37 protein-coding genes, 1 other RNA gene, 1 pseudogene and 1 other annotated feature are annotated in these 26,826 nt (G+C 31.8%); of the genes and pseudogenes, 7 read left to right on the top strand and 32 right to left on the bottom strand.

The window, feature by feature from the left end:
- Nucleotides 1-50: 50 nt before the first annotated feature.
- Nucleotides 51-680 (top strand): CYTH domain-containing protein, encoded by a 630-nt coding sequence (locus AC38BG_RS04235; protein ID WP_489936626.1) that lies wholly within the window; start codon nt 51-53, stop codon nt 678-680.
- 60 nt (nt 681-740) lie between these two features.
- Nucleotides 741-1,361 carry a DsbA family protein gene (locus AC38BG_RS04230; RefSeq protein WP_489936625.1) on the top strand — a complete coding sequence of 207 codons (621 nt, stop codon included), beginning with the start codon at nt 741-743 and terminating at the stop codon, nt 1,359-1,361.
- Between the two features lie 57 nt (nt 1,362-1,418).
- Here AC38BG_RS04230 and AC38BG_RS04225 read toward each other — a convergent pair whose 3' ends face one another.
- The 29 genes and pseudogenes from AC38BG_RS04225 to pplA form a co-directional block, all read right to left on the bottom strand.
- Complete coding sequence (locus AC38BG_RS04225; RefSeq protein WP_489936624.1) at nt 1,419-2,756, bottom strand: NCS2 family permease; 1,338 nt, start codon at nt 2,754-2,756, stop codon at nt 1,419-1,421.
- A 198-nt stretch (nt 2,757-2,954) separates the two neighbouring features.
- Entirely contained in the window at nt 2,955-3,998 is a 1,044-nt protein-coding gene (gene tsaD / locus AC38BG_RS04220; protein ID WP_489936623.1) for a tRNA (adenosine(37)-N6)-threonylcarbamoyltransferase complex transferase subunit TsaD, read from the bottom strand.
- Between the two features lies 1 nt (nt 3,999).
- Entirely contained in the window at nt 4,000-4,578 is a 579-nt protein-coding gene (gene rimI, locus AC38BG_RS04215) for a ribosomal protein S18-alanine N-acetyltransferase (RefSeq protein WP_489936622.1), read from the bottom strand.
- Nucleotides 4,544-5,287 carry a tRNA (adenosine(37)-N6)-threonylcarbamoyltransferase complex dimerization subunit type 1 TsaB gene (tsaB, locus tag AC38BG_RS04210; RefSeq protein WP_489936621.1) on the bottom strand — a complete coding sequence of 248 codons (744 nt, stop codon included), beginning with the start codon at nt 5,285-5,287 and terminating at the stop codon, nt 4,544-4,546. The genes rimI and tsaB overlap by 35 nt, the downstream gene beginning before the upstream one ends.
- Before the next feature lie 23 nt (nt 5,288-5,310).
- Nucleotides 5,311-5,835: a folate family ECF transporter S component gene (locus tag AC38BG_RS04205; RefSeq protein ID WP_489936620.1), complete on the bottom strand. Its 525-nt coding sequence runs from the start codon at nt 5,833-5,835 to the stop codon at nt 5,311-5,313.
- A gap of 21 nt (nt 5,836-5,856) precedes the next feature.
- A complete protein-coding gene (locus tag AC38BG_RS04200; RefSeq protein WP_489936619.1) occupies nt 5,857-6,579 on the bottom strand; it encodes an acyl-[acyl-carrier-protein] thioesterase in 723 nt (240 codons plus the stop codon).
- A 5-nt stretch (nt 6,580-6,584) separates the two neighbouring features.
- Entirely contained in the window at nt 6,585-7,439 is an 855-nt protein-coding gene (gene rsmI / locus AC38BG_RS04195; protein WP_489936618.1) for a 16S rRNA (cytidine(1402)-2'-O)-methyltransferase, read from the bottom strand.
- Nucleotides 7,439-7,777 (bottom strand): DNA replication initiation control protein YabA, encoded by a 339-nt coding sequence (gene yabA / locus AC38BG_RS04190; protein WP_489936617.1) that lies wholly within the window; start codon nt 7,775-7,777, stop codon nt 7,439-7,441. Before yabA ends, rsmI begins: the two co-directional genes overlap by 1 nt.
- A complete protein-coding gene (locus AC38BG_RS04185) occupies nt 7,777-8,628 on the bottom strand; it encodes a DNA polymerase III subunit delta (RefSeq protein ID WP_489936616.1) in 852 nt (283 codons plus the stop codon). Before AC38BG_RS04185 ends, yabA begins: the two co-directional genes overlap by 1 nt.
- 9 nt (nt 8,629-8,637) lie before the next feature.
- Nucleotides 8,638-9,279: a dTMP kinase gene (tmk, locus tag AC38BG_RS04180; protein WP_489936615.1), complete on the bottom strand. Its 642-nt coding sequence runs from the start codon at nt 9,277-9,279 to the stop codon at nt 8,638-8,640.
- Nucleotides 9,280-9,366: 87 nt separating this feature from the next.
- On the bottom strand, nt 9,367-9,603 hold the full coding sequence (locus AC38BG_RS04175; RefSeq protein ID WP_489936614.1) for a YaaL family protein: 237 nt from the start codon (nt 9,601-9,603) through the stop codon (nt 9,367-9,369).
- Nucleotides 9,600-10,199, bottom strand: a complete 600-nt coding sequence (gene recR / locus AC38BG_RS04170) for a recombination mediator RecR (RefSeq protein WP_489936613.1) — start codon at nt 10,197-10,199, stop codon at nt 9,600-9,602. The genes AC38BG_RS04175 and recR overlap by 4 nt, the downstream gene beginning before the upstream one ends.
- Entirely contained in the window at nt 10,199-10,528 is a 330-nt protein-coding gene (locus AC38BG_RS04165) for a YbaB/EbfC family nucleoid-associated protein (RefSeq protein ID WP_489936612.1), read from the bottom strand. Before AC38BG_RS04165 ends, recR begins: the two co-directional genes overlap by 1 nt.
- A 14-nt stretch (nt 10,529-10,542) precedes the next feature.
- Entirely contained in the window at nt 10,543-12,312 is a 1,770-nt protein-coding gene (dnaX, locus tag AC38BG_RS04160; protein ID WP_489936611.1) for a DNA polymerase III subunit gamma/tau, read from the bottom strand.
- Nucleotides 12,313-12,372: 60 nt separating this feature from the next.
- An RNA gene (gene ffs, locus AC38BG_RS04155) (signal recognition particle sRNA small type) lies at nt 12,373-12,470 on the bottom strand.
- 12 nt (nt 12,471-12,482) lie between these two features.
- Nucleotides 12,483-12,983, bottom strand: a complete 501-nt coding sequence (tadA, locus tag AC38BG_RS04150; RefSeq protein ID WP_489936610.1) for a tRNA adenosine(34) deaminase TadA — start codon at nt 12,981-12,983, stop codon at nt 12,483-12,485.
- Nucleotides 12,984-12,990: 7 nt separating this feature from the next.
- Nucleotides 12,991-13,593, bottom strand: coding sequence for a class I SAM-dependent methyltransferase (locus AC38BG_RS04145; RefSeq protein ID WP_489936609.1), 603 nt, complete (start codon nt 13,591-13,593; stop codon nt 12,991-12,993).
- Between the two features lie 97 nt (nt 13,594-13,690).
- The gene (gene rplL / locus AC38BG_RS04140) at nt 13,691-14,053 is read right to left on the bottom strand and encodes a 50S ribosomal protein L7/L12 (protein WP_489936608.1); all 363 of its coding nucleotides are present in this window, start codon (nt 14,051-14,053) and stop codon (nt 13,691-13,693) included.
- 42 nt (nt 14,054-14,095) lie between these two features.
- Nucleotides 14,096-14,611 (bottom strand): 50S ribosomal protein L10, encoded by a 516-nt coding sequence (gene rplJ / locus AC38BG_RS04135; RefSeq protein ID WP_489936607.1) that lies wholly within the window; start codon nt 14,609-14,611, stop codon nt 14,096-14,098.
- A 34-nt stretch (nt 14,612-14,645) separates the two neighbouring features.
- Nucleotides 14,646-14,769 (bottom strand) — a sequence feature (ribosomal protein L10 leader region).
- A gap of 34 nt (nt 14,770-14,803) precedes the next feature.
- Nucleotides 14,804-14,992, bottom strand: a pseudogene (locus AC38BG_RS04130) (hypothetical protein); the annotation flags it as partial.
- 219 nt (nt 14,993-15,211) lie between these two features.
- On the bottom strand, nt 15,212-15,361 hold the full coding sequence (locus AC38BG_RS04125) for a hypothetical protein (protein WP_489936606.1): 150 nt from the start codon (nt 15,359-15,361) through the stop codon (nt 15,212-15,214).
- 29 nt (nt 15,362-15,390) lie between these two features.
- Nucleotides 15,391-15,582, bottom strand: coding sequence for a hypothetical protein (locus tag AC38BG_RS04120; RefSeq protein WP_489936605.1), 192 nt, complete (start codon nt 15,580-15,582; stop codon nt 15,391-15,393).
- A 127-nt stretch (nt 15,583-15,709) separates the two neighbouring features.
- Nucleotides 15,710-16,402, bottom strand: coding sequence for a 50S ribosomal protein L1 (gene rplA, locus AC38BG_RS04115; RefSeq protein ID WP_489936604.1), 693 nt, complete (start codon nt 16,400-16,402; stop codon nt 15,710-15,712).
- A 98-nt stretch (nt 16,403-16,500) separates the two neighbouring features.
- On the bottom strand, nt 16,501-16,926 hold the full coding sequence (gene rplK, locus AC38BG_RS04110; RefSeq protein ID WP_489936603.1) for a 50S ribosomal protein L11: 426 nt from the start codon (nt 16,924-16,926) through the stop codon (nt 16,501-16,503).
- Between the two features lie 114 nt (nt 16,927-17,040).
- A complete protein-coding gene (gene nusG, locus AC38BG_RS04105; protein WP_489936602.1) occupies nt 17,041-17,607 on the bottom strand; it encodes a transcription termination/antitermination protein NusG in 567 nt (188 codons plus the stop codon).
- 85 nt (nt 17,608-17,692) lie between these two features.
- A complete protein-coding gene (gene secE / locus AC38BG_RS04100; protein ID WP_489936601.1) occupies nt 17,693-17,863 on the bottom strand; it encodes a preprotein translocase subunit SecE in 171 nt (56 codons plus the stop codon).
- A gap of 4 nt (nt 17,864-17,867) precedes the next feature.
- Nucleotides 17,868-18,017, bottom strand: coding sequence for a 50S ribosomal protein L33 (rpmG, locus tag AC38BG_RS04095; protein ID WP_489936600.1), 150 nt, complete (start codon nt 18,015-18,017; stop codon nt 17,868-17,870).
- Nucleotides 18,018-18,080: 63 nt separating this feature from the next.
- Nucleotides 18,081-19,148, bottom strand: a complete 1,068-nt coding sequence (locus tag AC38BG_RS04090) for an FAD:protein FMN transferase (protein WP_489936599.1) — start codon at nt 19,146-19,148, stop codon at nt 18,081-18,083.
- Between the two features lie 55 nt (nt 19,149-19,203).
- Complete coding sequence (pplA, locus tag AC38BG_RS04085; RefSeq protein WP_489936598.1) at nt 19,204-20,124, bottom strand: extracellular electron transfer flavoprotein PplA; 921 nt, start codon at nt 20,122-20,124, stop codon at nt 19,204-19,206.
- Nucleotides 20,125-20,387: 263 nt separating this feature from the next.
- On the opposite strand from pplA, the gene AC38BG_RS04080 reads away from it, so the two are divergent.
- The 4 genes from AC38BG_RS04080 (at nt 20,388) to AC38BG_RS04065 (ending at nt 23,962) form a co-directional block, all read left to right on the top strand.
- On the top strand, nt 20,388-22,280 hold the full coding sequence (locus tag AC38BG_RS04080) for an NAD(P)/FAD-dependent oxidoreductase (protein ID WP_489936597.1): 1,893 nt from the start codon (nt 20,388-20,390) through the stop codon (nt 22,278-22,280).
- A gap of 82 nt (nt 22,281-22,362) precedes the next feature.
- Nucleotides 22,363-22,791: a NusG domain II-containing protein gene (locus AC38BG_RS04075; RefSeq protein WP_489936596.1), complete on the top strand. Its 429-nt coding sequence runs from the start codon at nt 22,363-22,365 to the stop codon at nt 22,789-22,791.
- Complete coding sequence (locus AC38BG_RS04070) at nt 22,791-23,348, top strand: Gx transporter family protein (RefSeq protein WP_489936595.1); 558 nt, start codon at nt 22,791-22,793, stop codon at nt 23,346-23,348. The genes AC38BG_RS04075 and AC38BG_RS04070 overlap by 1 nt, the downstream gene beginning before the upstream one ends.
- Entirely contained in the window at nt 23,345-23,962 is a 618-nt protein-coding gene (locus AC38BG_RS04065) for a polyprenyl synthetase family protein (RefSeq protein WP_489936594.1), read from the top strand. Before AC38BG_RS04070 ends, AC38BG_RS04065 begins: the two co-directional genes overlap by 4 nt.
- Nucleotides 23,963-23,984: 22 nt before the next feature.
- Here the strand turns inward: AC38BG_RS04065 and AC38BG_RS04060 are convergent, their stop codons facing one another.
- Nucleotides 23,985-24,938, bottom strand: a complete 954-nt coding sequence (locus AC38BG_RS04060) for a UbiA family prenyltransferase (RefSeq protein WP_489936593.1) — start codon at nt 24,936-24,938, stop codon at nt 23,985-23,987.
- A 66-nt stretch (nt 24,939-25,004) separates the two neighbouring features.
- Nucleotides 25,005-25,319 carry a hypothetical protein gene (locus tag AC38BG_RS04055; RefSeq protein ID WP_489936592.1) on the bottom strand — a complete coding sequence of 105 codons (315 nt, stop codon included), beginning with the start codon at nt 25,317-25,319 and terminating at the stop codon, nt 25,005-25,007.
- Nucleotides 25,320-25,475: 156 nt separating this feature from the next.
- On the opposite strand from AC38BG_RS04055, the gene AC38BG_RS04050 reads away from it, so the two are divergent.
- Entirely contained in the window at nt 25,476-26,495 is a 1,020-nt protein-coding gene (locus AC38BG_RS04050) for a polyprenyl synthetase family protein (protein ID WP_489936591.1), read from the top strand.
- A gap of 83 nt (nt 26,496-26,578) precedes the next feature.
- Here the strand turns inward: AC38BG_RS04050 and AC38BG_RS04045 are convergent, their stop codons facing one another.
- Nucleotides 26,579-26,797, bottom strand: a complete 219-nt coding sequence (locus AC38BG_RS04045) for a P8 family protein (RefSeq protein ID WP_489936590.1) — start codon at nt 26,795-26,797, stop codon at nt 26,579-26,581.
- Nucleotides 26,798-26,826 lie beyond the last annotated feature (29 nt).

The following is a 26,826-nucleotide window of genomic DNA, read 5'->3' as shown; positions in this document are numbered from 1 at the left end:
TCTAATATTACCATATACTTAGTTATGAATATAGAAAGCGAGAATTAATCATGGGAAAAAGTCGTGAAATCGAAGCTAAAATTTTATTAACTAATAAACAATATCGTGATCTTATTGCAGATTATCCTAAAAAAGCAGATTTTGTTCAGAGTAATTATTATTTTGATACAGCAGATGATTTTTTGAAAAAACATTTTAATTCTTTGAGAATTAGAATCTATAAAGATCATGCAGAACAAACTTTAAAAGTTCCTGATCCTGAAAAAATTCAAAATAATTATCATGAAGTAATCGAAATTAGTGATATTTTATCCAAAAAAACAGCTGAACGATTAGTTGAACAAGCAAAAAATAATTATGTAATCAAATTCACGGGAAATATTGGTCAATATTTTGAAAATAATTATCATAATCAAGTAGATAATTTGCGTTTATTAACTTGGAGTAAAACTCGTCGAATTTTGCTCAACGGTCCAAAAATGTGTGAATTAACAGTTGATCAAACAAAATATCCAGATCAATATGTGGATTATGAACTGGAAATTGAAAATCCTAAGCCACGATTAATTCAATCTACACTTAACATACTTAAAAACAAATATAATTTAGATCTCAATTCAAAATATCAAAATCAAAGTAAAATAGGTCGAGCATATGAACATCGAAATAAGACAAAATGATAGCGAAAATTTTTTTTGTCTGCTAAAGTAAATATGAAAATTAATTGGAGGTTGGAAATTATGTTCGAAGCATTCATGTTCATAAATCCAATTGGTACTAGATGTTACCAAGTTGAACAAACCATAATGCAGACAATGAAAAATGCAGGTGTTGAGGCAAGTTACCATATTGTGCCCATCGTTAATTTGAAGGGAATTCAAAGAGATCTACGCCGTCGTCATCTATCAACTTCTGATGTAGAATTGTTTAATCGCGCCACAAAAGCTTCATATGACGCTTTAAATCACTACCATGCAATCAAACTCATTGCTGGTAACAAAAAGGCTAGATTATATATATATGAATTACAAGAAGCTCTTAATGTGCACGGGGTAAAATTTGATGAGGACTTATTTGAAAAGATAATCACAGATATTGGTTTATGTCCAAAAACAATTTGCAAAGCAATGCAAAGTAAGTATCTGGAAGAGTCTATTTGTGAGGATCAAAAACTTGCTAAAAAATATAATATTCAATTTACACCAACTACAGTAGTTTTTAATGATTTAGACGATCAAGGTGGTGTATTAATTGAGGGTGGTTTTTCAAGTGAAGATCTATTAAATTTAGTTTCACCTATCAAAAAAACAGCACTTAACTTACCATTTTTAGATAATCAAACTAATTTACATTTAATTTAAATATTTATTACATATAAAAAAGAAGATCTTGTTTGATCTTCTTTTTTATTTTGAGTATTATTTAGGCAAAATATTTAATGTGTACATTAATAAAATGAATAACAGCATCATTACCCACATAAGTGGATTGATTTCTTTGCGTCTTCCTGCAGCAACCATTAACAATGGATAAGTTAAAAATCCAAATGCAATCCCATATGAAATGTTATAAGTTAAGGGCATTCCAATCATAATTAAAAATGAAGGAAAAGCAATTTCAAATTTATCCCAGTGAATCTCACGTAATGCAGATGCCATCAACACACCGACAATTATTAAAGCAGGTGCTGTAACTTGTTCAGTTACAACTGTTAACAAAGGTGAAAAAATCATACTAAAAGCAAATAATATTGCAACAACTACAGCAGTTAATCCAGTTCTGCCACCTACAGCAATTCCTGCAGATGATTCAACATAAGTAGATGTTGGAGTAGTTCCCATTACACTACCTGCAAGCATTGAAAGTGAATCCGCTAGTAATGCTTTCCCAATTCTTGGCATTTTACCATTTTTCATAATATGTGCTTGTTGGGCAAGTCCAATTAGCGTACCTGCGGTATCAAAGAATGCTACCAAGAAAAAGATTAAAACTACTGACCACATTTGTGGGCTCTTCATTACATCTAAATTAAATAAGCTCACTCCAAAGGTTGGTTTTAAACTTGGTGCAAAAGAAATTACATGGGAAGGCATTTTGATTAACCCAGTCACTAACCCTAAAACTGTACTTGCAACTAAGCCATAAAATATTGAACCAGCTACTTTTTTAGCCATTAAAATTGCAATAAAGAAAATCCCAAAAATTGTTAACCATGTTGTTGGAACAGATAGTGATCCAATTCCTACTAAAGTTGACTTATTAGCAGTAACTAATCCCCCACCTTCCAGTCCAACAAAGGCAATAAATATTCCAATTCCTGCAGCCATTGCTAGTTTTAGATCTTGGGGTATTGCGTCAATAATAATTTCACGAATTTTGAAAAATGATACTATCGTGAAAAATACTGACGCTACAAAAACTCCAGCCATAGCTTTTTGCCAAGGAATTCCCATTGCCAAAACAACTGAAAAAGTGAAAAATGCATTGTCTCCCAATCCAGGTGCAATTGCAATAGGATAATTAGCCAAAAACCCCATTAACAAACACCCTAAAATAGTTGACAGTGCCGTTGCTGTAAAAACAGCTCCCTTATCCATGCCAGCTGCACCTAAGACACTTGGGTTTACAAATAAAATATATGCCATAGATACAAAGGTAGTCAGCCCAGCTAAAGATTCTCTTTTTACATTAGTCTTATTTTCTTTTAAATGAAATAGACGCTCAAATATATTGCTAGTTTGCAATTGGTTATCCAAAATTATTCCTCCATCAACTATAATGATTTGATAACTTGACGTCTTTTATTATTACATACATTCTTTATATATACAACATAAATCGTTCGATTATAGTTAATGATATATGATAAAAGATAATAAAAAAATTTTTTGTGGTTAAAAATACGAACTTTTTTTACAAACAAAAAGCCATGTTCTTTAAACATAGCTTAACTTTTATTTTAGTGCGCTTATTGCATATGGTAATTCCAAAGATGGATCAGCATTTAAATCAAGACCAGAAAATTTCCCTGCTTGATATAAATTATATGCAGCAGCACCAATCATAGCACCATTATCTCCACATAACCTAATTGGAGGAATAATAATCTTAGGTTTTTTATTTAAATGATTAATTTCATTAGTTAATCGATCTCTTAAACCTTGATTTGCAGCAACTCCACCACCTAAGATAAATGTCTTTGGTTCAAATTCTTTGATTGCTCTAATCGTTTTGTGTGCTAATACATCAATTACTGCAGCTTGAAAACTTGCAGCTAAATCATATTTATTCAATTCTTGATGGATTTGATTGCTATGATGCACGGTATTGATGAATGCACTTTTCAATCCAGAAAATGAAAAATCATAATCATCATCTTCCATCATAGCTCGTGGAAAATTAAATGTATCTTTTCCTTTATGAGCCCAAGAATCAATGGTTTTACCAGCAGGATAATTTACACCTAATACTCGACCAATCTTATCATATGCTTCACCTACTGCATCATCGCGAGTATCACCAACAATTTCAAAATGAATTGGATCATGCATAATCACTAATTCAGTATGTCCGCCAGAAACCTGCAAAGCAAGAGCAGGATATTCAATTTCATCAGTTAATTGAGCAGCCATAATATGCCCCATAATATGGTCGACTCCAATCAATGGAATTCCAGTTGCCATACTTGCAGCTTTTGCTGCACTAACACCAATTAATAATGCACCAACTAATCCAGGTCCATATGTAACTGCAATTGCATCAATATCATTCCAAGATGTTTTTGCTTGCAACATTGCTTCTTTTGTAATTTGGGTAATAACTTCAATATGATGTCTACTTGCAACTTCAGGAACTACACCGCCAAATCTTTGATGGCTTTTTATTTGTGTTGCAATGACCATACTTTCAATCTCTCGACCATTTTTTATTACAGCAGTAGAAGTCTCATCACATGAACTTTCATAAGCTAATATTCTAATATCCTTTTTTTCAGACAAATTAGTTCCTCTTTCCTATTACTTTTCTTGGCTTTAAATACAATACCATTTGAATCGCATCAATATGGTTTTCATAATAGTTTTCATAAACTCGATCAAATTCAAAATTCATTTTTTTGTATAAATCTTGAGCAGGTAAATTATCTGCACGAACTTCTAGTGAAACACTCTCCATATGACTAATTCGTGCACGTTCAATCACATATTTCAATAAATATGAACCTATTTTTTGTCTTTGATATGTAGGATCAACTGCAATATTAGTAATATGCATATCATTTTTAGTAAAACGTACACCAATAAAAGCAACTAGTTGAGATTTTTCATACATCACTAAATACAATGAATTATGCCATTTAGCAAGCTCAGTTCTAAATGAGAATCGATCCCAAGGAGTCCGCCCAAAATACACTTTTCGCTCCAAAAGTAATAAATCAGGTATTGCGTCATCAGTTGCTTTCATAATCTGTAGAACATGACTATTGATTGTAACCATATATGGTTCAAATTCTAAATTTATTCTAGCGTCTCTATGCCAAAATTTACTAAACTTTTTCAACATAATTTGTGTCTTTTTCAAATGGATGACCTGTTTTTTTGTGCCAATCCATTTCTGCTTGAGTTCTTCTTAAATATTTTGGAACTAAAATATCTGGATCAACTTTTTTTGCATTAACTGCAAGCATTCCTATTTTATCGGCATGAATTTGGTTTTTAGCATCTTCAGCAAATTCATATGGAATTTTGCCTAAGCATGCTTCAATTCGATCTTGATAATTTGGAATTCCAAATCCCGCAAAGACCACTTCTTTAAAGTCTTCATTTAATACTTTAGATATTTCTTTAAGTAATGCATCAATATAATAGTGTCCATCAGGAATAACATTGATTACTTTATCATCTTTTAAATAATATGCTCCTGCAAAAAAATTGCCATTTCTTGCATCAATTGATGGAATAATCAAAGTATTTTCTCGATTAATATTTTTTGCTAGTGCTTGTAAAGTAGAAATCCCAACTAAATCTTTATGCAAAATGCTTGCAAACATCTTCACTGTAGTTACACCAATTCTCAACCCTGTATAAGATCCAGGACCTATAGCAACTGCAAATCTATCAATATCTTTTAATTGCCAATTATTTTCCTTTAATATTTCAGCAATTAAAGGATCAAGGTGTTCACTATGGTTGCGACGATCTGATTCCTCCTTAATCGCAATAGTTGTTTCATCTTCATTCAACGCTACTGTTAAAAAATTAGTAGCTGTTGAAATACTCAATATTTTCACATTTATTCGCCTCATTTAAAAAGTTACTGTTTTATTTTAACATTATTTATTGCTTTCAAGATAATGTATATGATCACCATTTGTATCCATGGTGAAATTATCTCTTTGGCTAATCTTTGAATCAATAACACATTGAAATTAATCTTAAAATTAGCCATCCATGCTATCCAAAGTGTGTTCATTAATGTATTAACTAAAATTGTGACTAACAATGTAGACACAGCTATTCGCCAAAATGCAATTGGTTGATCATATAAAAATATTCCATAAATAATTGCTGCTACTATTGCAGAAAGAGTGAATCCAGGAAAAAACACTCCACCTGAATTAAAAACTAATGTACCAATAATATCTACAATCATTGCACCAATTGCACCCCAAAATGGGCCGAATTTATATGCTAGTAGAACAGTCCCAATAAATCCAAAGCCAATTTGTAAAATGGAAGAACCAATAGACATTTTTTTCAAAACGATTGCTAATGCAACAAATAACCCTAATAAAACTAAATCTCTTAACTCTAATTTTTTAAATACGTTTTTTGACATCTCCTCTAATTGCCTCCATATCTATGCTTGTTTCCAAGTGATTTTAGCTACTGCAGCAACTTTATCATCAATAGAAATTTTATGATAACTAATATTACCATCTTTTTGTGCATAGACTAATGGATTTTGCCCATAAGTAATTTCATGGTCAAATTTCAAATCTAAACTGTGTATTTGATGTTGATTTAAAAAATTACGATCTAAACTATCCATCAACCAATTTAGATAATGGGCATTGGTCATATGACGATTAGTATCTAAATCTTCATATTGAACTCGGTATTGTCTTTCAATATCATATTTATCTAAAGGTCTTAATCTGATAAAACGAGGCATTTTGGTTAATAACGGTGACCCAAATCGCTCCATCATTTTAGGATCTGGAGAAACTATCTTGCGCTGTTTTAAATCAATAATTACCCACTGACTGCTAACTTTGATTAAATAATTTCCATCTTCATCTTGAATATAATAATTCCGATACTCAAAAAAGCGATTATATCCCATTGCTTCAGTTGATACAATTACATTTTGATTTCCTTTTGGAGTTTTCAAATAATCAAAATGATATTGCGTAACTACCCAACCAAGATTTTTTTTATATAAATCTTCAATTCCGGCATTTTTTTCATGTAATTGATCATTAGAAACATCCATCATTAAGTCAACCACTGCAGATGGCTTTATATAACCAGTTTCATCACATTGAGTTAATTTGATTTTTAATTTTTCTTGATATCTCATATTTTTTATTCCTGATGATACTTATCATATAATTCATTTTTTGATACATTATTTTGTTTAGCAACTTCTTTAATTGCATCTTTTTTATATGATCCAGCTTTTACTAAATCATCAACTTGTTTTAATAATTCATCCCAAGACAATTGTTTAGGCTCTTCAGTATTTGGGGAAACCAAAATAACAAATTCACCTCGCGGAGCATGATTTCCAAAATAATCATTAACTTCTACTATAGTTCCACGAACAAATTCTTCATGAATTTTAGTTAATTCTCTTGCTGCACAAACCTTACGATCAGCAGGTAAAATAGCCTTTAAATTTTCCAAAGTCTTAATTAGACGATGCGGAGCTTCATAAAAAATTGATGTTGCATGACTATCAGAAATTTCTTGCATAAATTGTTTTTGCAAAGAAACTTTTTTGGGTAAAAAGCCATAATAAGTAAATGGTTGTGCATCAAAGCCCGATGCAATTAGCGCTGTCGCAAAAGCAGAAGGACCTGGCAGCGGTATGACAGGGATATTATTTTTAATACATTCTTTGACTAAAATATATCCAGGATCAGAGATTACAGGCATCCCTGCATCGCTAATTTCTGCAATTGTAGCACCTTGTTTCATTAATTCAATTAATTCTGGCGCTCTTTGTACAGAATTATATTTGTGAAAAGAGATCATTCTATTATGAATTCCTAATCTCTCTAATAAAATTCCACTTGTTCTAGTGTCTTCTGCTGCAACATAATCTGCTTCAGTTAGAATTCTTTTTGCACGTATTGTTATATCTTCTAAATTACCAATTGGAGTTGGCACTAAATATAATCTACCTTCATCATTTTTAAAACTACTTTGAACTTGCATTATTTTCCTCGTCTGCTCATATTTTCAAAATTATCCAAAATATCTAAACAAAACATACAATCAGAACTTGGATCACGATGAGTACCATAATACATATTGCAAATATGATAGCCTGAATCATAAATTTTACGCAATGATTCTAATCCACTTCGAGTTTTAGTTTCATGATCGCCTTTTTTAGTTAATTTATCTAATTTTTCATGAAGCAATTGATTTTCAACTTTTAATTCAGTATTTTCTTTCAATGTATCAAGCATATCATTTTCTAATCCATTGACTGTCTTTATCATTGCTTCTAAGTTCAAACGTAATTGCCGTAATTCAGTATAAGAATCCATTATTTTTCACCAATTTCCATTAATGCCACATAATCTAGTCGATTTCTAAAATTAACGTTGCTTGCTTTCATTTTATCTGCAGTCATTAATAATTCTAGCAGTTTGCTAATAGCTAAAGTATTACTTTGATTTTTCAACTCATTTAAGCATAGCCTTTTTAGCTCATAAAATACAAATTGCTCTTGTAAACTCGTTTTGCATAAATTAGCTAGTTTATGAATCTGAATTATTGCAAGGTGATCATGATCCAGCATTTCTTGAAATAAATATTTAACTTCTGCACTTAATTCTTTAGTATCACCTAATTGATCAATTTGTTCTTCAGTAAATTCATCTAATAAACTATTTTTTTGTTTTTCATTATTAAAATATAAATGTTGAGTTCTAGATTGAATCGTAGGTAAAATCTGATCTAAATTATTTGAAATCAAAATCGTAGTTACGGGAGCTACTGGTTCTTCTAACAAATTCAACAAAGCATTTGCAGCAGATAAAGTCAAAGCTTGCGCTTGATTAATTATAAAAAAGCGCCGCTTGCTTTCAACAGGACTTTTTGCAAGTTCTTGTTTCAAAGGCCTTATTTGATCAATTGACAATGTTTTACGATTTTGAGTAGTCAAATAATGTACATCTGGAAAGTTTCCTGATAAAATTCTTCGACAATTGTTGCATGTACCATCTGGTTTATTAACACCTGTACAATTAATATAACAAGCAAGCCAATATGCAGTATTTACAGCGCGTTCATTTAATGTGTCAATAAACAAATAGGCATGTGCCAATTTATTATTCTCAAGTGCATCTTTTAAAAAGTTTGTTTCTTCTTTTCCAGCATTATTCAAATCTATCATAAAAATCCTCTATTTAAATATTTGAGGCAAGTTGGCCTTTATCAAAGCTATACTGTCATCAACCACTTGATCTAATTGTTGATTAGCATCAATTACCTTAACTGGATGATTAGAGAGATTATTAACTGTTAAATATCCTTGATAAACTCGATTATGAAAATCAATTTTTTCTTGTTCTAACCTATCTTCTTGATCCGCACGCTCTGCAGCAATTCTTGCTAAGCCAATTTTGGGTGGTAGATCTAAAAATAAAGTTAAATCAGGCTCCAAATTATCAGTTGCAAAATCATTAATTGTTTTTACTTTATCAATTCCTAATTTTCTACCAGCACCTTGATATGCAAGCGAACTATCTACAAATCGATCAGAAAAAACAATTTTTCCTTGCTTTAAAGCAGGCATAATGATTTCACTAACATGCTGACTTCTTGCTGCTGCATATAACAACGCTTCAGTTTTATCATTCATTGCATTATTTTTGGGATCTAAAATGATTTCTCTAATTTGTTCTGCAATTTTTGAACCTCCAGGTTCACGTGTGACTATAAAATCATATTTTAGTTTACCTGATAGTTTTTTAATTATTTCAGCTAATACTGTGGTTTTACCAGCACCATCTGGGCCTTCCAATGTAATAAAATATCCTGCCATAAAAAAACTCCTTTACTTAAGCATTTTACTTTATTAGCAGCTGTAAAAACAGTCTAAAATAAAAAAGTCTTCAAAAGAAGACTCAATTTATTGTGTGATTGCACTTGTAATGCCACTATATTTAGTTTTTCGATCTCTTGCTTCATTATAAACAAAATTATATTTTGCTTGCAAGATTTTTGTTGCAATAATATTATCTTCAGACATATCAAGAGTAGTTTGATCTAATTCTTGCTCAGTGGTAATTTGTTGTTGCAATTTTTGAATTAATGCCATTAAACGAGCATCTTCAGTTTGCTTTATTAAACTAGTTTTATTTTTCATAGATCAATTCTCCCTTGAACAGCTCTTTTCAAAGTAATTGTATTAGCATATTCAATATCTGTCCCTACTGCAAGACCAGATGCTAATCTGCTTACTTTAATGCCAGAAGGTTTTATTAACTTTGCAATATACATTGCAGTAGCTTCACCTTCAGGAGTTGAATTTAGCGCAATAATAACTTCTTTTACTTCATCATTTTTTTGCAAGCGTGTAATTAATGACTTAATGTTGATCTCTTGAGGTCCAATCCCATCAATTGGTGACAATACACCATGTAATACATGGTACAAGCCATGATATTCACCCATTTCTTCAAAAGCCATAACATCTTTTGGCTGCTCAACAACCATAATAGTTGAACGATCACGATTGGGATCACGACAGATTTCACAAGGATCCTCTTCAGTTATATTTCCACAAATAGAACACTGTCTTAAATCTTTTTTGACATCAATTAATGATTTAGAAAAATCTTCAACATCATTTTCAGGCATATCTAAAGTATAAAATGCCAATCTTGTTGCAGTCTTTTCTCCAATTCCAGGCAAGCGCATATAACTTTCAATTAACCTTGCAATTGGCAATGGATATTGCATTAAATCAAGCCTTTCGTATATTTACCTAAACTTGCTTGAGTAGTCTCATCAATATTTTTTAAGCCTTTATTTACAGCATCAATAACTAAATCTTGCAACATATCTGGGTCATCCGGATCAATTGCATCTTTATTAATAGTCAAATCTTGTAATCTTCTATCACCAGAAAAAGTTGCAACTACCAAATCATCTGCAGATTTTCCAACAAAAGTTTGATTATTTAATTCAGCTTGCTGTTCTTGCATTTGTTGTTGTAATTTTTTAGCTTGTTTCATCATAGCTTGCATGTTCATACCGCCCATGCCGCCAAAGTTAGGTCGTCTTCCCATTTTAAAAAACTCCTTTAATCTTTAATCTTGGCTAAATCGCCAAACATATCTTTTGCCTTTTGAATTATTTTTTCTTGTTGTTCATGATCATCGTTTGCGTCATCTACTTTTTTTATTGCATCTAATTGACCACGCTTTTTTGCTAATAATTCAGCTTTATAGTGTTTGACAAATTCCTGTCTTAATTTTATCCAATCTGAATCTGAGATCAAGATAACTTCATAATTATGTTTAGCAAATAAATCAATATCTTGAGTTAGCGTATTCAAAAAAGTATCGTCACTATTAGCTTTTTCAAACCACATAACATATTTACAACTTAAAATTACTTTTTCACTACTTGCAGCAACAGGCTCTAAGATATCTAATAAAGCACGTTGTGACACTTCTAATTTAGCTTGTAAATCTGGCCAGACGTCATGCATAGTTTGTAAATCTTTTTTAGTAGCGTGTTTTAATACTCCAAAAACTTGCTCTTTATTTACTTTTATTTTATGTTGAATAGGTTTAGATGCTGTTTGCACCTTAGTTTCTATTTTTTCAACTTGAGCAGTTTTTGGTGTTTTTATTTGATCAATATGATAAGTTTGATCTGAGTTAGCAGCAGTATTTTGTATTTTTTGCGTTAATTGCGCAACTTGTTTTTGCAATGCTGCAATTTGATCTTTTAATTGATTATCATTTGTATGTACAACTTCGGATTTTGCAATATGTGGTTGATAGTTAGAAGCTTTCACAATAAATACACTCAATGGTATTTGCTGTTGATTTGTATAACGCAAATCATTTAATGCCTCATTTGCTAATGTAATTACATTAAAAAAACGATCTTCAGGAATATTTGTGATAGTATTAATAAAATCTTTCGTCAAAAAAACTTCTTCACTATCAGCTTTAGTTGCAAGCAGTGATTTAGTTGCCAATTCAATAATTTCATCCAAGATATTTTTAGAACTTGCTCCATCATTTAATGCTTGCTGAATTAATTCCATACTTTTTGCAGTATCATTTTGCAAAATTGTAATTAATAATTGTTCAACTCGCTCGCGCGAAGCAAAGCCCGTAATCTTTAATGCATCTTTATAAGTTATTTGATCCTTTTCATAGCTTAATAACTGATCTAAGATACTTAATGCATCCCTCATCCCACCATCTGCAACTTGTGCAATTACATCAAGGGCTTTATCTTCATATGGGATTTTTTCTTGATCTAAAATATACTTCATCCGATCAACTAAATCTTTTTTAGTGATACGTTTGAAATTATATCTTTGCGTTCTTGAGATAATAGTTGCTGGAACTTTTTGAATTTCAGTTGTAGCTAAAATAAATACTACATGCTCAGGCGGTTCTTCTAATGTTTTCAATAATGCGTTAAATGCACCCATAGAAAGCATATGAACCTCATCAATAATATATACCTTATACTTGCCTTGAGTTGGTGCATATTTTACTTTATCTCTAATTTCACGAATTTCATCAACACCATTATTAGAGGCCGCATCTATTTCTATTATATCTGGCATTGAGCCATTATCTGCAGCAATACAGTTCACACACTTATTACAAGGTTCACCATCTTTTAAGTCTAAACAATTAAGAGCTTTAGCAAAAATTTTCGCACATGAAGTTTTTCCAGTTCCTCTGGGTCCTGCAAATAAAAACGCATGTGATACTTTTTGTGTGATAATAGCATTTTTTAATGTGTCAGTAATTGCACTCTGGCCGACTACTGCGGAAAACGTACGTGGTCGCCATTTGCGATAAAGTGCCTGATATACCATGTTTTTCCTCACAATTAATTCATAGTAAAAAGCTCCTAACTCTAGCTAGAGTTAAGAGCTGTCTAATTATCTAAAAAAGGCACATGTTCAAAAGACCTTAGTGCTGCTACCTTCCGGTCCTGACACGATTTGGCAGTTAAACATTGCCTCGATAACTATCATACCTTAAACTAGAATTTTTTTCCACTATCTGATTTGTTACTTTTTTGTTTTTCTCTTATTTTACGAAAAAAATCTTTCAACATTTGCGCAGATTCTTGTCCATAAATTCCTCTGATTACTTGAGGATGATGATTAAATTTTTTTAATTCAAATAAATTAACCACACTACCTGCAGCTCCAGCTTTAGGGTCTAATGCACCAAAATACACCGTTTTAATTCGGCTATTAATAATAGCTCCCGCACACATTGCACAAGGCTCTAGCGTTACAAAAATTGAACAATTAATTAACCGCCATGAGTTTAAATTAGCACATGCTTGTTTAATTGCAATTATTTCAGCATGTGCTGTAGCATCTTCATCTAATTCACGTCGATTATATCCTGTGCCAATTACTTTTCCATCTGGTGAAACAACTATAGCACCAATGGGAACTTCATCTTGCATTAATGCTTGTTTAGCTTCAACCAGTGCAAGTTGCATATACTTTGCTTTATTACTTTCTTCCATATTTTTCCTAATTATTTATGCTTTGCAAAATATAATAACCTTTATCACGATCCAAAATTTCACAATTATTATAAGTTGCTTGCATTAATTTTTTCGCACTAGGCTCACCTTGCTTTTTTTGAATAACCACTAAGATTTTACCATTTGGTACTATGTGCTTTTTTGCATTGGCTAAAATTTCAGATACTACTTTTTTACCTGCGCGAATTGGTGGATTAGTTAGAATTAAAGCGTATTTATTTGTAATATTTTGATAAACATTTGATTCAAAAATATTTACATTATTAATTCGATTTAATCTCGCATTTTCTTTTGCTAAATTAAGTGCACGTTCATTCACATCAACCATATCAACTAATCTTTCAGGCCAAAGTTTTGCAGCAAATAATCCAATTGGCCCATATCCACAGCCTAAATCTAAGATGTTGCCATTAGGTAAAGCTAGCTCATTTAAATTATTTAATAAAACACGACTACCATAATCAACTCGATTTTTTGAAAAAACTCCACTATCAGTATTAAATTTTAAATTTATATTATTAAAATGATAATCAATTATTTGTTTTTGATGATCTACAGTAGGATTTTTAGTAAAGTATTGTTCTGCCATTTATTTTTCCTTTTTTAGTTTCGACTATTTAGTTTAACAATTTTGAACAAAATAAAAAAGGATGACACCTCTGCCATCCTTTTCGTAAGGAAACAAATTACTTAACAGTAACTGTTGCGCCAACTTCTTCAAGTTTAGACTTGATGTCGTTAGCTTCATCTTCACTAACGCCTTCCTTAATAACTTTAGGAGCGCTATCTACAAGATCCTTAGAATCTTTCAAACCAAGACCAGTGATTTCACGAACAGCCTTGATTACCTTAACTTTTTCTTGACCTGCTTCAGTCAATTCAACATCAAATGATGTCTTTTCAGCAGCTGCACCAGCTGCAGCACCAGCAGCTACAGGAGCAGCTGCAGTAACGCCAAATTCATCTTCAATAGCAGTTACTAAATCGTTTAATTCAAGGATTGTAGCACCCTTTAAATCTTCAATAATCTTATCCTTATCTAAAGCCATTTAAGTATCCTCCGTATAATTTAGATAATTAATTTACAATATTTAGGCAGCTGAACCGTCGTCTTCTTTGCTTTCAGCAACAGCTTTAACAGCATATGCGAAGTTGCGTACAGGAGCTTGTAATACAGATACAAGCATTGATAACAATCCTTCGCGACCTGGGATAGCAGCAAGTTTCTTGATTTCTTCTTTTGAAGTAATCTTTCCTTCAAGCATACCACCCTTAATTTCAATAGCATCGTAGTCATCTTCATACTTAGAAACAATACGTGCAGGTTCTGTAACATCATCAGCATTATCTGTGTAGATAACTGCAGTAGGTCCTACAAAAGTATCATCTAATCCTTCAATACCAGCTTTAGCAGCGGCACGTCTTAGGTAAGTGTTTTTGATAACCTTCATCTTAACGTCGTTGTCACGAAGTTCTTTACGCATACTTGTAACTTGATCAACAGTAAGACCTAAGTAATCAATAACTAAGATAGCTTTAGCACTTTTAAGTTCTTCAGCAAAAGCATCAACTAACTTTTCTTTTTGTGCAATAGCAGCTTTACTCAAATTGTTCACCTCCATAATTATTATAAATTCTATATAGACCATATAAAAAACTCCATGCCACAAAGACATGGAGTATTAAAACTCATCATTATCTTCTGGCCTCGGCGGGATTTTGAGGTTTACACCACCCGAGTCTTTGGTAGAATTTACGATAATTAGTTTATCAACGTTTGCTATCCTTGTCAAATTTTTTTAATTTTTGAAGGCTTTTTTAGACCAACGATCTAAATCTTTATTAAATTTGTAGTCTTTATAATCTTTTATGAATAAAAAGTCGACATTATAACCTTTAGGATATAAATCTTGGGCTTTTCTTCTAAGTTTTAGTCTCTTAATAGGCACTGTATGAAATTCTTTATTTACAAAAACCACCGCCTGATTTTGTTCAATCTTGCTTTATTGCAGCAATCAAGCATCCCTTTAATTGAAGTTTTTGCAATATTGCAATAGCTAATGCGCTACCTTCTATCGGATCAGTCCCACTCCCAACTTCATCTTTAATTAAGACTTTAATTTATATTTATTAATATTTCAATAAAAAAGTCTCAGTTTTTTAAACTGAGACAATTTGCGTGAATAAAACAAAAAAATTACAATATATTATTTTCTAGCTTTGGGTTGTTTTTGATGTTCACGCTCTTCTTTTGAGTCTAACTTAAAGTCTGATTGTTTCATTTCACGTTCAACTTTACGTTTCATTTCTTCAACATCGCGAGCATTCTTTGCTTCAAATTCATGATCTTTTCTCATATATATCACCTTCTTCTATTTAATAAAGATTAATAATCTTCATCAATCTTATGCATTTCTTCTTTTTCTTCTGTCTTAAACTTACGCTCGGCGTTAGTTACATCTTTTTTGAAAGTGTGATGATGTTCTTCGCGCTTTTCCATACGATCTTTAGCTTTTCTTTCTTTTGCACGCTTAAATGATTCGCGGTTTTCCTTTTCCCCATCTCTTAAAGTCGACATAATATTTACCTCCTAAAAAATTAGTATTGCGCTTTCATATTCAGTGTAGCACAATAAAATATACAAAAAAAGTCATGAAAACTGAAATACTTCAGTCTTCATGACTAATATTATAAACTTAATTTTTTTAGTTCAAGTTTAATGGATCCAAATGGATACCAGGGCCAAAGGTTGCACTTAAAGCAACACTCTTAACATATTGACCCTTAGCAGAAGCTGGACGAGCACGTAAAATTACATCTCTTAGTGCTTTAAAGTTTTCAGCTAATTTATCATCAACAAATGAAACTTTACCAATAGGTGCATGAATTAAACCTTGTTTATCAACACGGTATTCAACTTGTCCTGCTTTAACGTTCTTAACAGCTTTTTCAATATCCATGGTAACAGTACCAGTCTTTGGGTTAGGCATTAAACCTTTAGGTCCTAAAATACGACCCAAACGACCTACTTTAGCCATCATCATAGGTGTAGAAATAACTACATCAAAGTCTAAATAACCATTTTGAACTTTTTCTACCAAATCATCTGAACCAACTTCGTCAGCTCCAGCAGCCTTAGCTTGTTCAGCTTGAGGGCCTTCAGCAAAAACGATAACCTTTTGAGTTTTACCTGTACCGTTTGGCAATACTAAAGCTCCACGGATTTGTTGGTCAGCTTGTTTAGGATCAACTGATAAATTGTATGCAACTTCAACAGTAGCATCAAAATCAGCATATGAAGTTTCTTTAACTAATGCTACAGCTTCAGCAATAGAATATAACTTATTCTTATCTACGTGACTTGCAGCTTCTAAATATTTCTTACCATGCTTTGGCATGTGATTTCCTCCTTGCAATTGTGGTCAAACAAGTTTTTCTAACTCTCCCACTTGATTCGTTAACTTTAATTAACAATCCGACATCCTAGACTACGGCTTTAGTCAACAACTTCAAAGCCCATACTTCTAGCAGTACCTTCAACCATGCGCATAGCTGCATCGATATCAGCAGCGTTTAGGTCTTGCATCTTGGTTTCAGCGATTTCCTTAACTTGTGCTTTGGTTACTTTAGCAACCTTCTTGGTACTTGGTTCGCCAGAACCTTTGTCCACTTTAGCAGCTTTCTTTAACAAGATTGCTGCAGGTGGTGTTTTAGTTACGAATTCGAATGAACGATCCTCGTAAACTGTAATAATAACAGGGATAATCATACCCTTTTGGTCGGCAGTTCTAGCATTGAAGTCTTTAGTAAAACCAACAATGTTAACACCAGCTTGACCTAGAGCAGGACCAACTGGAGGTGCAGGTGTTGCAGCACCAGCTGGAATTTGCAACTTAACGACATTAATAACTTTTTTTGCCACGGTCAATACCTCCTTGATTCCGTGATGCGGTTAAAATGGAGAAATTCCACTTTCTCCTCCCACAATAATAAAGATACTTTAATATCTTACCACCATGGATAAGTAATTACAACTTTAGTTGTTTGAATCATTTGCATCAAAAGGCTTTACTTGATCAAAGTCTAATTCTGCAGTTGTTGCTCTACCAAACATATCAATTGAAACAAATAACTTATCTTTATCATCTTGAATGCTAGTAATTTTACCAACCATCTTTTCAAATGGTCCTTCAGTTATAGTTACTGTTTCACCAACTTCAAAGTTTTCTTTTGGCTTTTGTGCAGGTTGGCCTTGATTTTGTAAGATTCTTTCAATTTCACCATCTAATAATGGAGCTGGCTTTGAACCACCCCCATGTGATCCTACAAATCCAGTAACGTTAGGAGTGTTACGAACAATATACCAACTTTCGTCAGTCATAACCATTTCCACTAAAACATATCCTGGAAATACCTTTTCTTCTACTTCTTGTTTTTTACCACGAACAGTTTCGATTTTTTCTTCTTGAGGAACAACTACACGGAAAATATAATTTTGCATCCCCATTGATTGTGCTCTAGATAACAAGTCAGACTTAACTTTATCTTCATAACCAGAATATGTGTGAAGTACATACCATTTCTTTTCTGCAGTTTCTACCATTATTTTTCTCCTTTAAGTGCAAATAAAAAAGCCTCTACATCTAGAGGTTTTCTTCGTTGATACATATATCATATCATATTTTTGGTTATAAAACTACTTGTGTCAATGCACTAAATGCCCAGTCCAAAAGTCCAAGATATGCTGCAAATAATACAGAAATGGTTACAACAATTGCAGTATCTCTTCTATTTTGTGCATATGTTGGCCAAACAACTTGTTTCATTTCTTGTACTACGCCTTTTAAAAACTTAAACATGTTTCTACCTCGTTTCTTTGTGGAGTGTCATTTTATTACAATGCTTACAAAATTTCTTTATTTCTAATCTTTTGGTGCGAGTATTACTTGCGGTGATTGAGTAGTTTCGCGAACCGCAGATACTGCATGCCAATGCTGCTTTTTTCACTGCCAATATTGTCACCTTCCAAACTTTATTAATACTAGCAAAAAAATTACCCTAAGTAAAATATTTACTTTAATTTGCTAAAGTATACCCTGAATCTTTAAATAATTTAAACTTATTTTTCAAACCACTAGTTATATAAACTTTTTTATCTTTTGTAATAAATATAGCTTCAGTATCAGGCTTTTGTTCAATGTATTTTAAGCCATCTTGCAATCCTTTATCAAACGTTGCAGTCGATAATGCATCACCATTTGTAGATGAATTAGTAATGATTGATACTCCCATCAAATTATTTTGGAATGGATAACCAGTTTTTGGATTCATCAAATGACTATAAACTGTATTGCCAACTTTTAAATATCGCTCATAAATACCACTTGTGACTATTGTCTTATTCATTTCAGGAATTGATCCAATTGCTGTTCCTCGACTTGCATCAGGGTCTTGAATTCCAACAGTCCAATTGCCGTGATTAGTTGGAGATTGTCCTAATACATAGATGTTGCCACCTAAGTCAATAATTGCACTAGTGACGCCATCTTTTTGTAATGTCTTTTTCACTTCATCGGTAATGAATCCTTTAGCAATTCCACCTAAGTCGAGTGCCATGCCTTTTTGTCTCAAAAATACTGTTTTATTTTTATTATTTAAAACAACATTTTTATAATTAACAAACTTCAATCTTTCATCGATTTGTTGCTGAGTTGGTTTATGCGCATCAGGGAACCCAATTCTCCATAAATTAGTAATTGGTCCAATTGCCATATCAAATGATTCATCTGAATTATTACTATAATAATATGCTTTTTGACACAATCGATAAATATCTGGTGATACTTTTACAGGTTTTATGCCAGCTTCTTGATTAATTTTGTCAATCTCGCTGCCTTTTTGATTAACTGTAATTTCTTGTGCCAAAGTTTTAATGCGATCAAAACCATCTTTTAAAGCAGAGGTTTTACCTTTATTGTAAATTTTTATCGTACATACAGTACCCATTAAAAACTGCGTATCTTGTACAGGTGTAGTAGTTAAAGCCGTCTTTGTTGGCTTTTGTGATTGACTTTTTGTAGAACAAGCTGTTAGTGGCAAAATTAATGCAAGTGATGTTAAAAACAAAAAAATCTTTTTCTTCATAAAAAACTCCATAAAGCAAAAAAGCAGCATTAAGAGCTGCTTATTTTTACGGTAATTAATCTGAGTAAACGATATTGTCTACTTCGATTGGCTTAGTATTTCCAGCTTGTGCGGCATTCATTAATTCTGCAACGTACATTAAAAATGTTTCAGATGAATCAGTTGCACCTGATACTACTTGAACTTTACTTAAATCACCATTAGCTGATTTAAATTCTTTTTCTAGTTGAGGGATATATTCTTTAGGACCGACTTTTTCAACTTTCTTCATTTGTTTTTCATAGCTAGAATCTTTAGTCTTTGACTTGCCTTCTTTATTTACTTGATCATATTTCAAATCTGAAACTTTACCGTCTTTAATAACTAAAGTATAAACTTGACGATAACCATGTGAATAATTCTTTTCTTCAAGTTTGTATGTACCATCTTTCATTTTGGCACCATTATCAATCATGATTGTCTTAGTATCACCAGCTTGTGCGGCTTGAATTAATTGGTTAGCATAATTTTTGAAAGTGTTTGAACTTTCAGTTGCACCTGACACTACTTGAATTGCACTAACGTTAGAACCATTGTCTTTGAATTCCTTTTCTAATTCAGGAATATATTCTTTAGGTCCAGTCTTAGTAACTTTCTTCATTTGCTTTTCATAACTAGTATCTTTAGTCTTTGACTTGCCATCTTTATTTATTTGGTCATATTTAGTATCAGCAATTTTTCCATCTTTAACAGTCATTGATAACTTAACTTTGTATCCATGGTCATAATTTTTTTCTTCCAAGTTATATGTACCATCTTTTAAAGCAGCTCCTGCAACTTGCTTGTTTTGTTTTTTAGGAGTTGATTTTTTAGCTACTTTTGATGTTGATGAAGAAGATGAAGAATTACTACTTTTTGAAGATGTAGTACATGCTGATAACATCAATGCCGACAATGCAACTGCTGAAACGCTATAAATTACTTTTCTGATTTTCATATCTCTAATTACCTGTCCTAACTAAAGTTCATTTACAATAATAATCTAGTTCATTAGATCACATAAATTTATTATAGAATAACACATTTGTTATTGCAATCGGTTCCTAAAATATATAAATACAGTTTTGCTCTATTTTTTACTACTTTTATTATTTGATTTTAATTTGTGAAGAGATAGACTTTAATACCTTTGTTTTGTATAATTGTTTTGTTGGTCTGATCAATAACACCAGACTATTTTGCACAAGAAGGGGCACAAAAATGGGACAAACTAATATTGTCATTATTGGTGGTGGTTTTGGTGGTTTGTATACTGCTAAACACCTTGCCAAAAAATTAAAAAAGCGTAATGACATAAAAATCACATTAATTGATAAAAACCCGTATATGACTATGATGACTTCACTACATGAAGTTGCAGCTAATCGAGTTGAACCAAATAGTTTAAAATATGATTTACAAAGGCTTTTTTCTAGAAGAAAAAATGTTGATGTAGTAACAGATGAGATCACTAAAATTGATCGTGAAAAGCATCAAGTTATTGGTAAAAATGGTTCATATCCATATGACTACACAGTTTTAGCAATTGGTTCTCAACCAAATGACTTTGGAACAGCTGGAGTTAAAGAATATGGCTTTACCCTAGGTAACTTAGATGAAGCTGAAGCTTTAAAATTCCATATTGATGAAATGGTAAAAGTCGGCTCTAAACAACGTGATGAAAAGATTCGCGCACAATATTTAAACTTCGTAATTGTTGGTACTGGATTTACTGGTACTGAAATGGCTGGTGAACTTAATTCATGGCGTAGCGATTTGGCTAAAAAATATAGTTTAGATCCTGATGAAATTAAAATTACCATGATGGAAATGGCTCCAACTGTGATGAACATGTTAGATAGATCAGATGCAAATAAAGCTGAAAAATATCTAACAAAACATGGTGTTTCAATTAAAGTTAATACAGGTGTTGTTGGTGTTCATGAAGATCATATTGACTTAAAAGACGGCTCAACTTTTCCAACTAGAACATTAATTTGGACAGCTGGTGTTAAAGCAGTTGACAGTGCTAAACAATTTGGCTTTGAAACAGGGCGTGCGGGCAGAATTATTGTTAATAAATATTCTCAATTGCCAGATGATGATCATGTATATATCATCGGAGATGTTGCCTTATATGATGAAAATGGTTCAGGACGTGGGGAACCACAAGTAGTTCAAGGTGCAGAATCTGCTGGTAAATGTGCATTTAAAAATATTTTAGCTCAAATTAATGGATCTAGTTTAGTTCCATTTAAAGGAACCTATTCAGGATTTATGGTGTCATTAGGGCCTGCATGGGGTGTTGCATCATTAGTTAATACCTTCCATTTAAGTGGCTTTTTTGCAATCTTGATGAAAGATTTAGTAGACATGCTATATCTAGTGCAAATCTACTCAGGTTACTATTTATTCCACTTTTTGATGAATGAATGGTTCAGAATTAAGCGCCCTACCTTATGGCGAGGCAACTTAAATCGCTATGGAAATGTTTTGTGGACAGTTCCAATGCGTATCTTTTTGGGAATGATGTGGTTAGTTGATTGTTGGTACAAAATTCAAGGACCTGATTCTTGGTTTACTAATAAATTGCAATTGCAATTTCCATGGTTAATTCAAGCAACTAGTGGTGCTAGTTCTAAAGCTGTCACTAGTAGCGCGAGTGTTAAATCAGCTGCTGCAACTACAAATGCTGCAAGATTTTCCCTCAACTATGACTATGGTCACTCACCAATGCCAGTATTTGATCAAATGCCTCATTGGATGCAATCAATTACTAGAGTTATGATACCTAATAAAGATGTTGCCTTAGCTGTTCAAAAAGGTATGACCATTGTAGAAATCTTAATTGGGTTATGTTTAGTAGTTGGTTTTTGTACATTCTTAGCAGGTGGTTTAAGCGCAGCATTTATCGCAATCTTTTGTTTATCAGGGATGAATTATTGGGTTAATGTTTGGATGTTCTTTGCTGCTATTGCAGTTATGAATGGCTCTGGTAGATCATTTGGATTAGATATGTGGTTTGTACCTTGGCTTGAAAGAAAATTAGGTAAAGCTAGATATGGAGTCATGCGGCCGATATATTACGTCGATAAAAATGGACATAAAAATTAATTATTGATTAATCATATAGTAAAAAGGTCTATAAGCGTGTATAACAACTTATAGTGCCTTTTTTATTGGAGTTGAAATTTCTATGGCAAAACACAAGACTATCAAGTTTGGCGATATTTTAATTATTATTATTTTGCTTGGTTTAAGCTTTTTACCAATATATTATTTAACCCCTAAGTATTCTTCAAATACAGTTATTGCTGTCGTTAAAGCAAAGCATAAAACAGTAAAAACATTTAATTTATCACAAGATGCAAAATGGACATATCGCGATGGATCGGAAACTAATACTATTGTTGTACAAAACCATCGAATCCATATTGAAGAAGCAAACTGTCCAGATCAAGTCTGTGTACATGAAGGTTGGAAAAATAAACCAGGTCAAACTATTGTCTGTTTACCACATCAATTAATTATTGAGTTGAAAAATAATAATAATAATCATACTCAATCTACTCCAACTAAAAAGAAATCAAAAGACACTTTTGATCATACTTTGGTAAATCCGTAATGAAAAAAGATTTAAAACTACAACGCACAATTTTTATAGGTATCTTATGCAGTCAAGGAATTATCTTGGGGCTAATTGAGGCGATGCTACCACCAATCTTTGCTTTTGCACCTGGTGCTAAAATTGGATTAAGTCAAATAGTAACTTTATTTGCGATATTTAGTTTACCTTTTAACGATTGTTTATTATTAACTTTAATTAGATTAATCCTGACATCCCTCATTAGCGGTGGTGCTACTACTTTTGTTTATGCTTTTGCAGGATCAATGTTAAGTCTATTAATCATGGAATTATTATTATATCTATATAAAATTAATCTTATCAGCATAGTCGGCATCTCAATTGCAGGAGCTGTTTTCCACAATCTGGGACAATTATTAGTTGCCAGTTTAATTGCTAATACAAATACTGTCATGCTTTATTTACCTATTCTAACTGTGTTTGGTATTATAGCTGGATCAGCAATTGGATTAGTTGCAAAAACATTTTTACAACATATCGCAAAACTTGATTTTTCTGGCAAATATTTATTTAACTTGAAAGGTCGCAATTTATGAATAACAAAATAGACTTGCGACCTATTGATTCTCAAGTTCAAAAAACTGTCTTTAGTGTTAACAGTCATATTCCAAGAACTTTACAAAAATTTCTAAAAAGCAAATTTTCATCATTTAAGCCTGGATTGCATAGTAAATTAGTAATTTTATTTAATCAATTAGGTCAAAATAAACTTACTAAAGAGGTTATTAATCTAGCAGTAGCAATTGAATTATTTCATTTTGGTATTCAACTGCATAATGAGTTAGATAATTGTAATAAATTAGATACCCAATTGGCTATTTATGCTGGAGACTATTTATTTGTCATTTCATTAGAGCTATTTGAACAAAATATTCACCAAACACAATATTTAAAAGATAATATTTATGACTTACAAACTGTTTTGGCAAAAAATGCTAATACTTTTTCAACTAAAAAAGAAAACACACTATATGAATTAGCATGTTTTCTTGGTGCTTACAGCGGAAATTTATCCTCCAAGCGATTAAATCAAGCTCGAGAATTTGGAAAATTATTAGATAATAATCAATTAACTCAAGCAACTCAATATTTAAAAGATCATTTTGATGAAGAAACAATAAATACTATTATTGATACAATAAGGATTTAATTACTAATCCTTATTTTTTTGACTAAAAATGTAATAATGCACCAATAAGCATTGTAATTGTTTGCATCCCTACAACTATTCGGTAATTTTCTAAAGCTGTAGGAAAAGTTTTGTTTTTCACAGGATTTGCGACAAAGGCATTAACATTTTTTCTCACCTTAGGAAAAGTTAACAAAGTTAATAAATATAAAATTGGTGCCATTTTCAAAATAACCATCAAAATAATTGAAACATATTGTGAATATGCAAATATTTTATACATTGTTGCGGCCTTTTTCATACCAAATACTACAGGTAAAGTATATCTTTCATTTAATTTATCTTGTTTTTCATCGGACATGTTATTTGCTAGCATTACATTTGCAGTCAAAGTCATTGAAGGATAACACAATAAAATAAAGGCAACAATAATAGTTAATGATCCAACTAATGTGAAGTTCCAATTATGATTAGCTCGATAGAAATTAAGCGTAGCCATCTGCTTAAAATTATCATTAACATAAGCAAACAAAAATGGCACTCCAAATCCTTGGGCAATTCCAGAAACAAATTCTCCTATTGGCATTCGCGATATTGGAAATGGACCTGAAGTGTATGATCCAACAATCAAAAATAATAACCCACCCATAAAAAATAAAAGCCAATTAGTCTTATAACATAACCAAACACCCATAATAGCTGAGATTGCCATTAAAACAATGATATATGTAAATACCACTTTCAAAGAAAGATGCTCTTTAACAATAACACTATCATTTCTGGACTTTTCATCTTTTGCCATAATATAATCCATCACATTGTTAATCCCTGTAATCATATTATCCATAATCATTTCTGCAATAAAAAATACTACAGCATTTAATAAATTCCAATGTCCTAAATAATAGTAAATAAATACAGCACTTAGTGCAAAGCCAAATAATGATAATGCAGAAGTCTGAATTTCAACGAATTTGAAATATTTTTTGATTGACACAAATTACTCCTCTTAGAATGAAAAAGCTTGATTCAACAAAATGAACCAAGCATTTTTAATAGTTAATTATGCATTTTTTGCTTTTCTGGTAAAACCTGTAACAAACTGGAATACCACTAAAATTAAATATGCAATAAAGATATATGCAATCCAGCCTATATCAGCTCGCTTGGATGCGAACCAATACCATTGATAATCTTGCGAAGTATATATCCAATAAATTAATCCCAATACAATACTGCTGATTAAATTAATGATTGCAAAAATCCATAAGTTGCCGTTTTCGCGCTTACTTAAATATACTATTGACCAAACTAAAGACCATAGTCCCCATAAAGTTGCCGCACATACAACAACCCAATAAAAGATAGTAGCAAACATGACTTTTCCTCCTTAACATTACTATTTTACCATAATGTGAAAAAGTTAACAGAGTATATTAACACAATATATTTCTAAATAACTGGCTCGATTGATCTTTTAGTTAATGGTATACTTTTGATAGTAAATATTAAGTATTAAGTAGAAGCAAGACACATGTTTAACAATCTCTTTTCAAATCAAAAACAATATTTTTCTTTTTGGGATCAATATCCAGATCTCCAACAAGATTTAATTGACATACATCAAATTATAATTAATCAAATAAAACCTGTTAAAAGTAATTTAGGTGAAGCCTTACGCTATAATTTTGCAAGTCCAGGTAAAATGCTGCGACCTGCATTAATTTTATTATTTGGAGAATTAGGATCTCAATATTCTGCAAAAAAATCTAACTTATTAAATATTGCCGCTTCCACTGAGATGTTGCATAATGCCACTTTAATTCATGATGATATTATTGATGAATCAACTCTCAGACATGGTCAAGAATCAATTTATGCAAAATATGGTAAGCATGTTGCAGTGTATGCTGGTGATTATTTGTTTGCGGTATCTTTAACATTATTGAGCAGCAATACAAATATTATGGACAGTGTAAAAGCTGATAGTAAAGCAATGCAAGATATCTTAGTTGGAGAGACTGAACAATATAACAACACATATAACGAAAATATCACTATTAAACAATATCTGAACCAGATTAAGGGCAAAACCGCAGTTTTATTTGGCTTTTCTTGTTTCATTGGTCTATTTGAAACTAATAACAAACTAACTACTGCATTAAAAGCCAAAAAATTTGGTGAACTATTAGGACAAACATTCCAATTAAAAGATGATATTTTAGACTATACAGTTTCTACTGATCAACTAAAAAAGCCTGTCTTATTAGATGTAAAAGATGGAGTTTATTCAGGACCATTAATTTTTGCCTTGCAAAATGATCATACAAAAAAATTGCATAATTTAATCCATAAAGGAAAAGATTTAACTAATGATGAATTACTTCAGATTCAGCAATTGGTTGTCGAATTAGGCGGAGTTGAACAAGCACAAATTTTAGCTGACAAGTACACCCAGCAAGCTCTTAAAATTTTAGAAAAGAGCTTTCCTGATAATGAAACTACAAATCAAATTAAGCAATTAACTAATAAAATGTTAAATCGACAATATTAAAAAAGGAGCATTCACAATTGAATGTTCCTTTTTTGGTAGCCAAATATTGCGTGACCACCGTGCGTAAAATTATTTATATGACATTACTTCTTAAGATTTTCATTGACAAAATCTTTAATCTGATCGTCAGAGTAGCTCAAAAATGGAGCCAAAGCTTCTTCAGTTTCAATGGTATTTCTACCATTTTTTTCCATAAAGTAGTCCCAAAGGGCATCTCTAACTGGTGTTTCAGAATCACTCCAGTCAAAGACTTCTTTCATGTGACGATCCAACAATGCTGTTTTCATAATATCATTTGCCATCTTAAAAGACCTCCTATAAAAACTTTACA

The organism is Lactobacillus sp. M44 (assembly GCF_058130005.1).
Note: the sequence above shows the minus strand (reverse complement) of the source record. Positions and strands in the feature narration are given on the sequence as shown.

Coding starts and splice junctions, on each gene's coding strand:
- AC38BG_RS04230 (WP_489936625.1), top strand. CDS start 741: ATGTTCGAAGCATTCATGTTCATAAATCCAATTGGTACTAGATGTTAC.
- AC38BG_RS04120 (WP_489936605.1), bottom strand. CDS start 15,582: ATGTCGACTTTAAGAGATGGGGAAAAGGAAAACCGCGAATCATTTAAG.
- pplA (WP_489936598.1), bottom strand. CDS start 20,124: ATGAAAATCAGAAAAGTAATTTATAGCGTTTCAGCAGTTGCATTGTCG.
- AC38BG_RS04205 (WP_489936620.1), bottom strand. CDS start 5,835: ATGTCAAAAAACGTATTTAAAAAATTAGAGTTAAGAGATTTAGTTTTA.
- AC38BG_RS04125 (WP_489936606.1), bottom strand. CDS start 15,361: ATGAGAAAAGATCATGAATTTGAAGCAAAGAATGCTCGCGATGTTGAA.
- rplL (WP_489936608.1), bottom strand. CDS start 14,053: ATGGCTTTAGATAAGGATAAGATTATTGAAGATTTAAAGGGTGCTACA.
- secE (WP_489936601.1), bottom strand. CDS start 17,863: ATGTTTAAGTTTTTAAAAGGCGTAGTACAAGAAATGAAACAAGTTGTT.
- nusG (WP_489936602.1), bottom strand. CDS start 17,607: ATGGTAGAAACTGCAGAAAAGAAATGGTATGTACTTCACACATATTCT.
- AC38BG_RS04080 (WP_489936597.1), top strand. CDS start 20,388: ATGGGACAAACTAATATTGTCATTATTGGTGGTGGTTTTGGTGGTTTG.
- dnaX (WP_489936611.1), bottom strand. CDS start 12,312: ATGGTATATCAGGCACTTTATCGCAAATGGCGACCACGTACGTTTTCC.
- AC38BG_RS04065 (WP_489936594.1), top strand. CDS start 23,345: ATGAATAACAAAATAGACTTGCGACCTATTGATTCTCAAGTTCAAAAA.
- AC38BG_RS04070 (WP_489936595.1), top strand. CDS start 22,791: ATGAAAAAAGATTTAAAACTACAACGCACAATTTTTATAGGTATCTTA.
- AC38BG_RS04045 (WP_489936590.1), bottom strand. CDS start 26,797: ATGGCAAATGATATTATGAAAACAGCATTGTTGGATCGTCACATGAAA.
- AC38BG_RS04075 (WP_489936596.1), top strand. CDS start 22,363: ATGGCAAAACACAAGACTATCAAGTTTGGCGATATTTTAATTATTATT.
- AC38BG_RS04185 (WP_489936616.1), bottom strand. CDS start 8,628: ATGATAGATTTGAATAATGCTGGAAAAGAAGAAACAAACTTTTTAAAA.
- AC38BG_RS04050 (WP_489936591.1), top strand. CDS start 25,476: ATGTTTAACAATCTCTTTTCAAATCAAAAACAATATTTTTCTTTTTGG.
- AC38BG_RS04175 (WP_489936614.1), bottom strand. CDS start 9,603: ATGAAAAATAAAACTAGTTTAATAAAGCAAACTGAAGATGCTCGTTTA.
- AC38BG_RS04165 (WP_489936612.1), bottom strand. CDS start 10,528: ATGGGAAGACGACCTAACTTTGGCGGCATGGGCGGTATGAACATGCAA.
- AC38BG_RS04055 (WP_489936592.1), bottom strand. CDS start 25,319: ATGTTTGCTACTATCTTTTATTGGGTTGTTGTATGTGCGGCAACTTTA.
- tadA (WP_489936610.1), bottom strand. CDS start 12,983: ATGGAAGAAAGTAATAAAGCAAAGTATATGCAACTTGCACTGGTTGAA.
- AC38BG_RS04235 (WP_489936626.1), top strand. CDS start 51: ATGGGAAAAAGTCGTGAAATCGAAGCTAAAATTTTATTAACTAATAAA.
- AC38BG_RS04090 (WP_489936599.1), bottom strand. CDS start 19,148: ATGAAGAAAAAGATTTTTTTGTTTTTAACATCACTTGCATTAATTTTG.
- rsmI (WP_489936618.1), bottom strand. CDS start 7,439: ATGCAAGTTCAAAGTAGTTTTAAAAATGATGAAGGTAGATTATATTTA.
- yabA (WP_489936617.1), bottom strand. CDS start 7,777: ATGGATTCTTATACTGAATTACGGCAATTACGTTTGAACTTAGAAGCA.
- rplA (WP_489936604.1), bottom strand. CDS start 16,402: ATGCCAAAGCATGGTAAGAAATATTTAGAAGCTGCAAGTCACGTAGAT.
- AC38BG_RS04145 (WP_489936609.1), bottom strand. CDS start 13,593: ATGGCAGAACAATACTTTACTAAAAATCCTACTGTAGATCATCAAAAA.
- AC38BG_RS04200 (WP_489936619.1), bottom strand. CDS start 6,579: ATGAGATATCAAGAAAAATTAAAAATCAAATTAACTCAATGTGATGAA.
- recR (WP_489936613.1), bottom strand. CDS start 10,199: ATGCAATATCCATTGCCAATTGCAAGGTTAATTGAAAGTTATATGCGC.
- tmk (WP_489936615.1), bottom strand. CDS start 9,279: ATGGCAGGATATTTTATTACATTGGAAGGCCCAGATGGTGCTGGTAAA.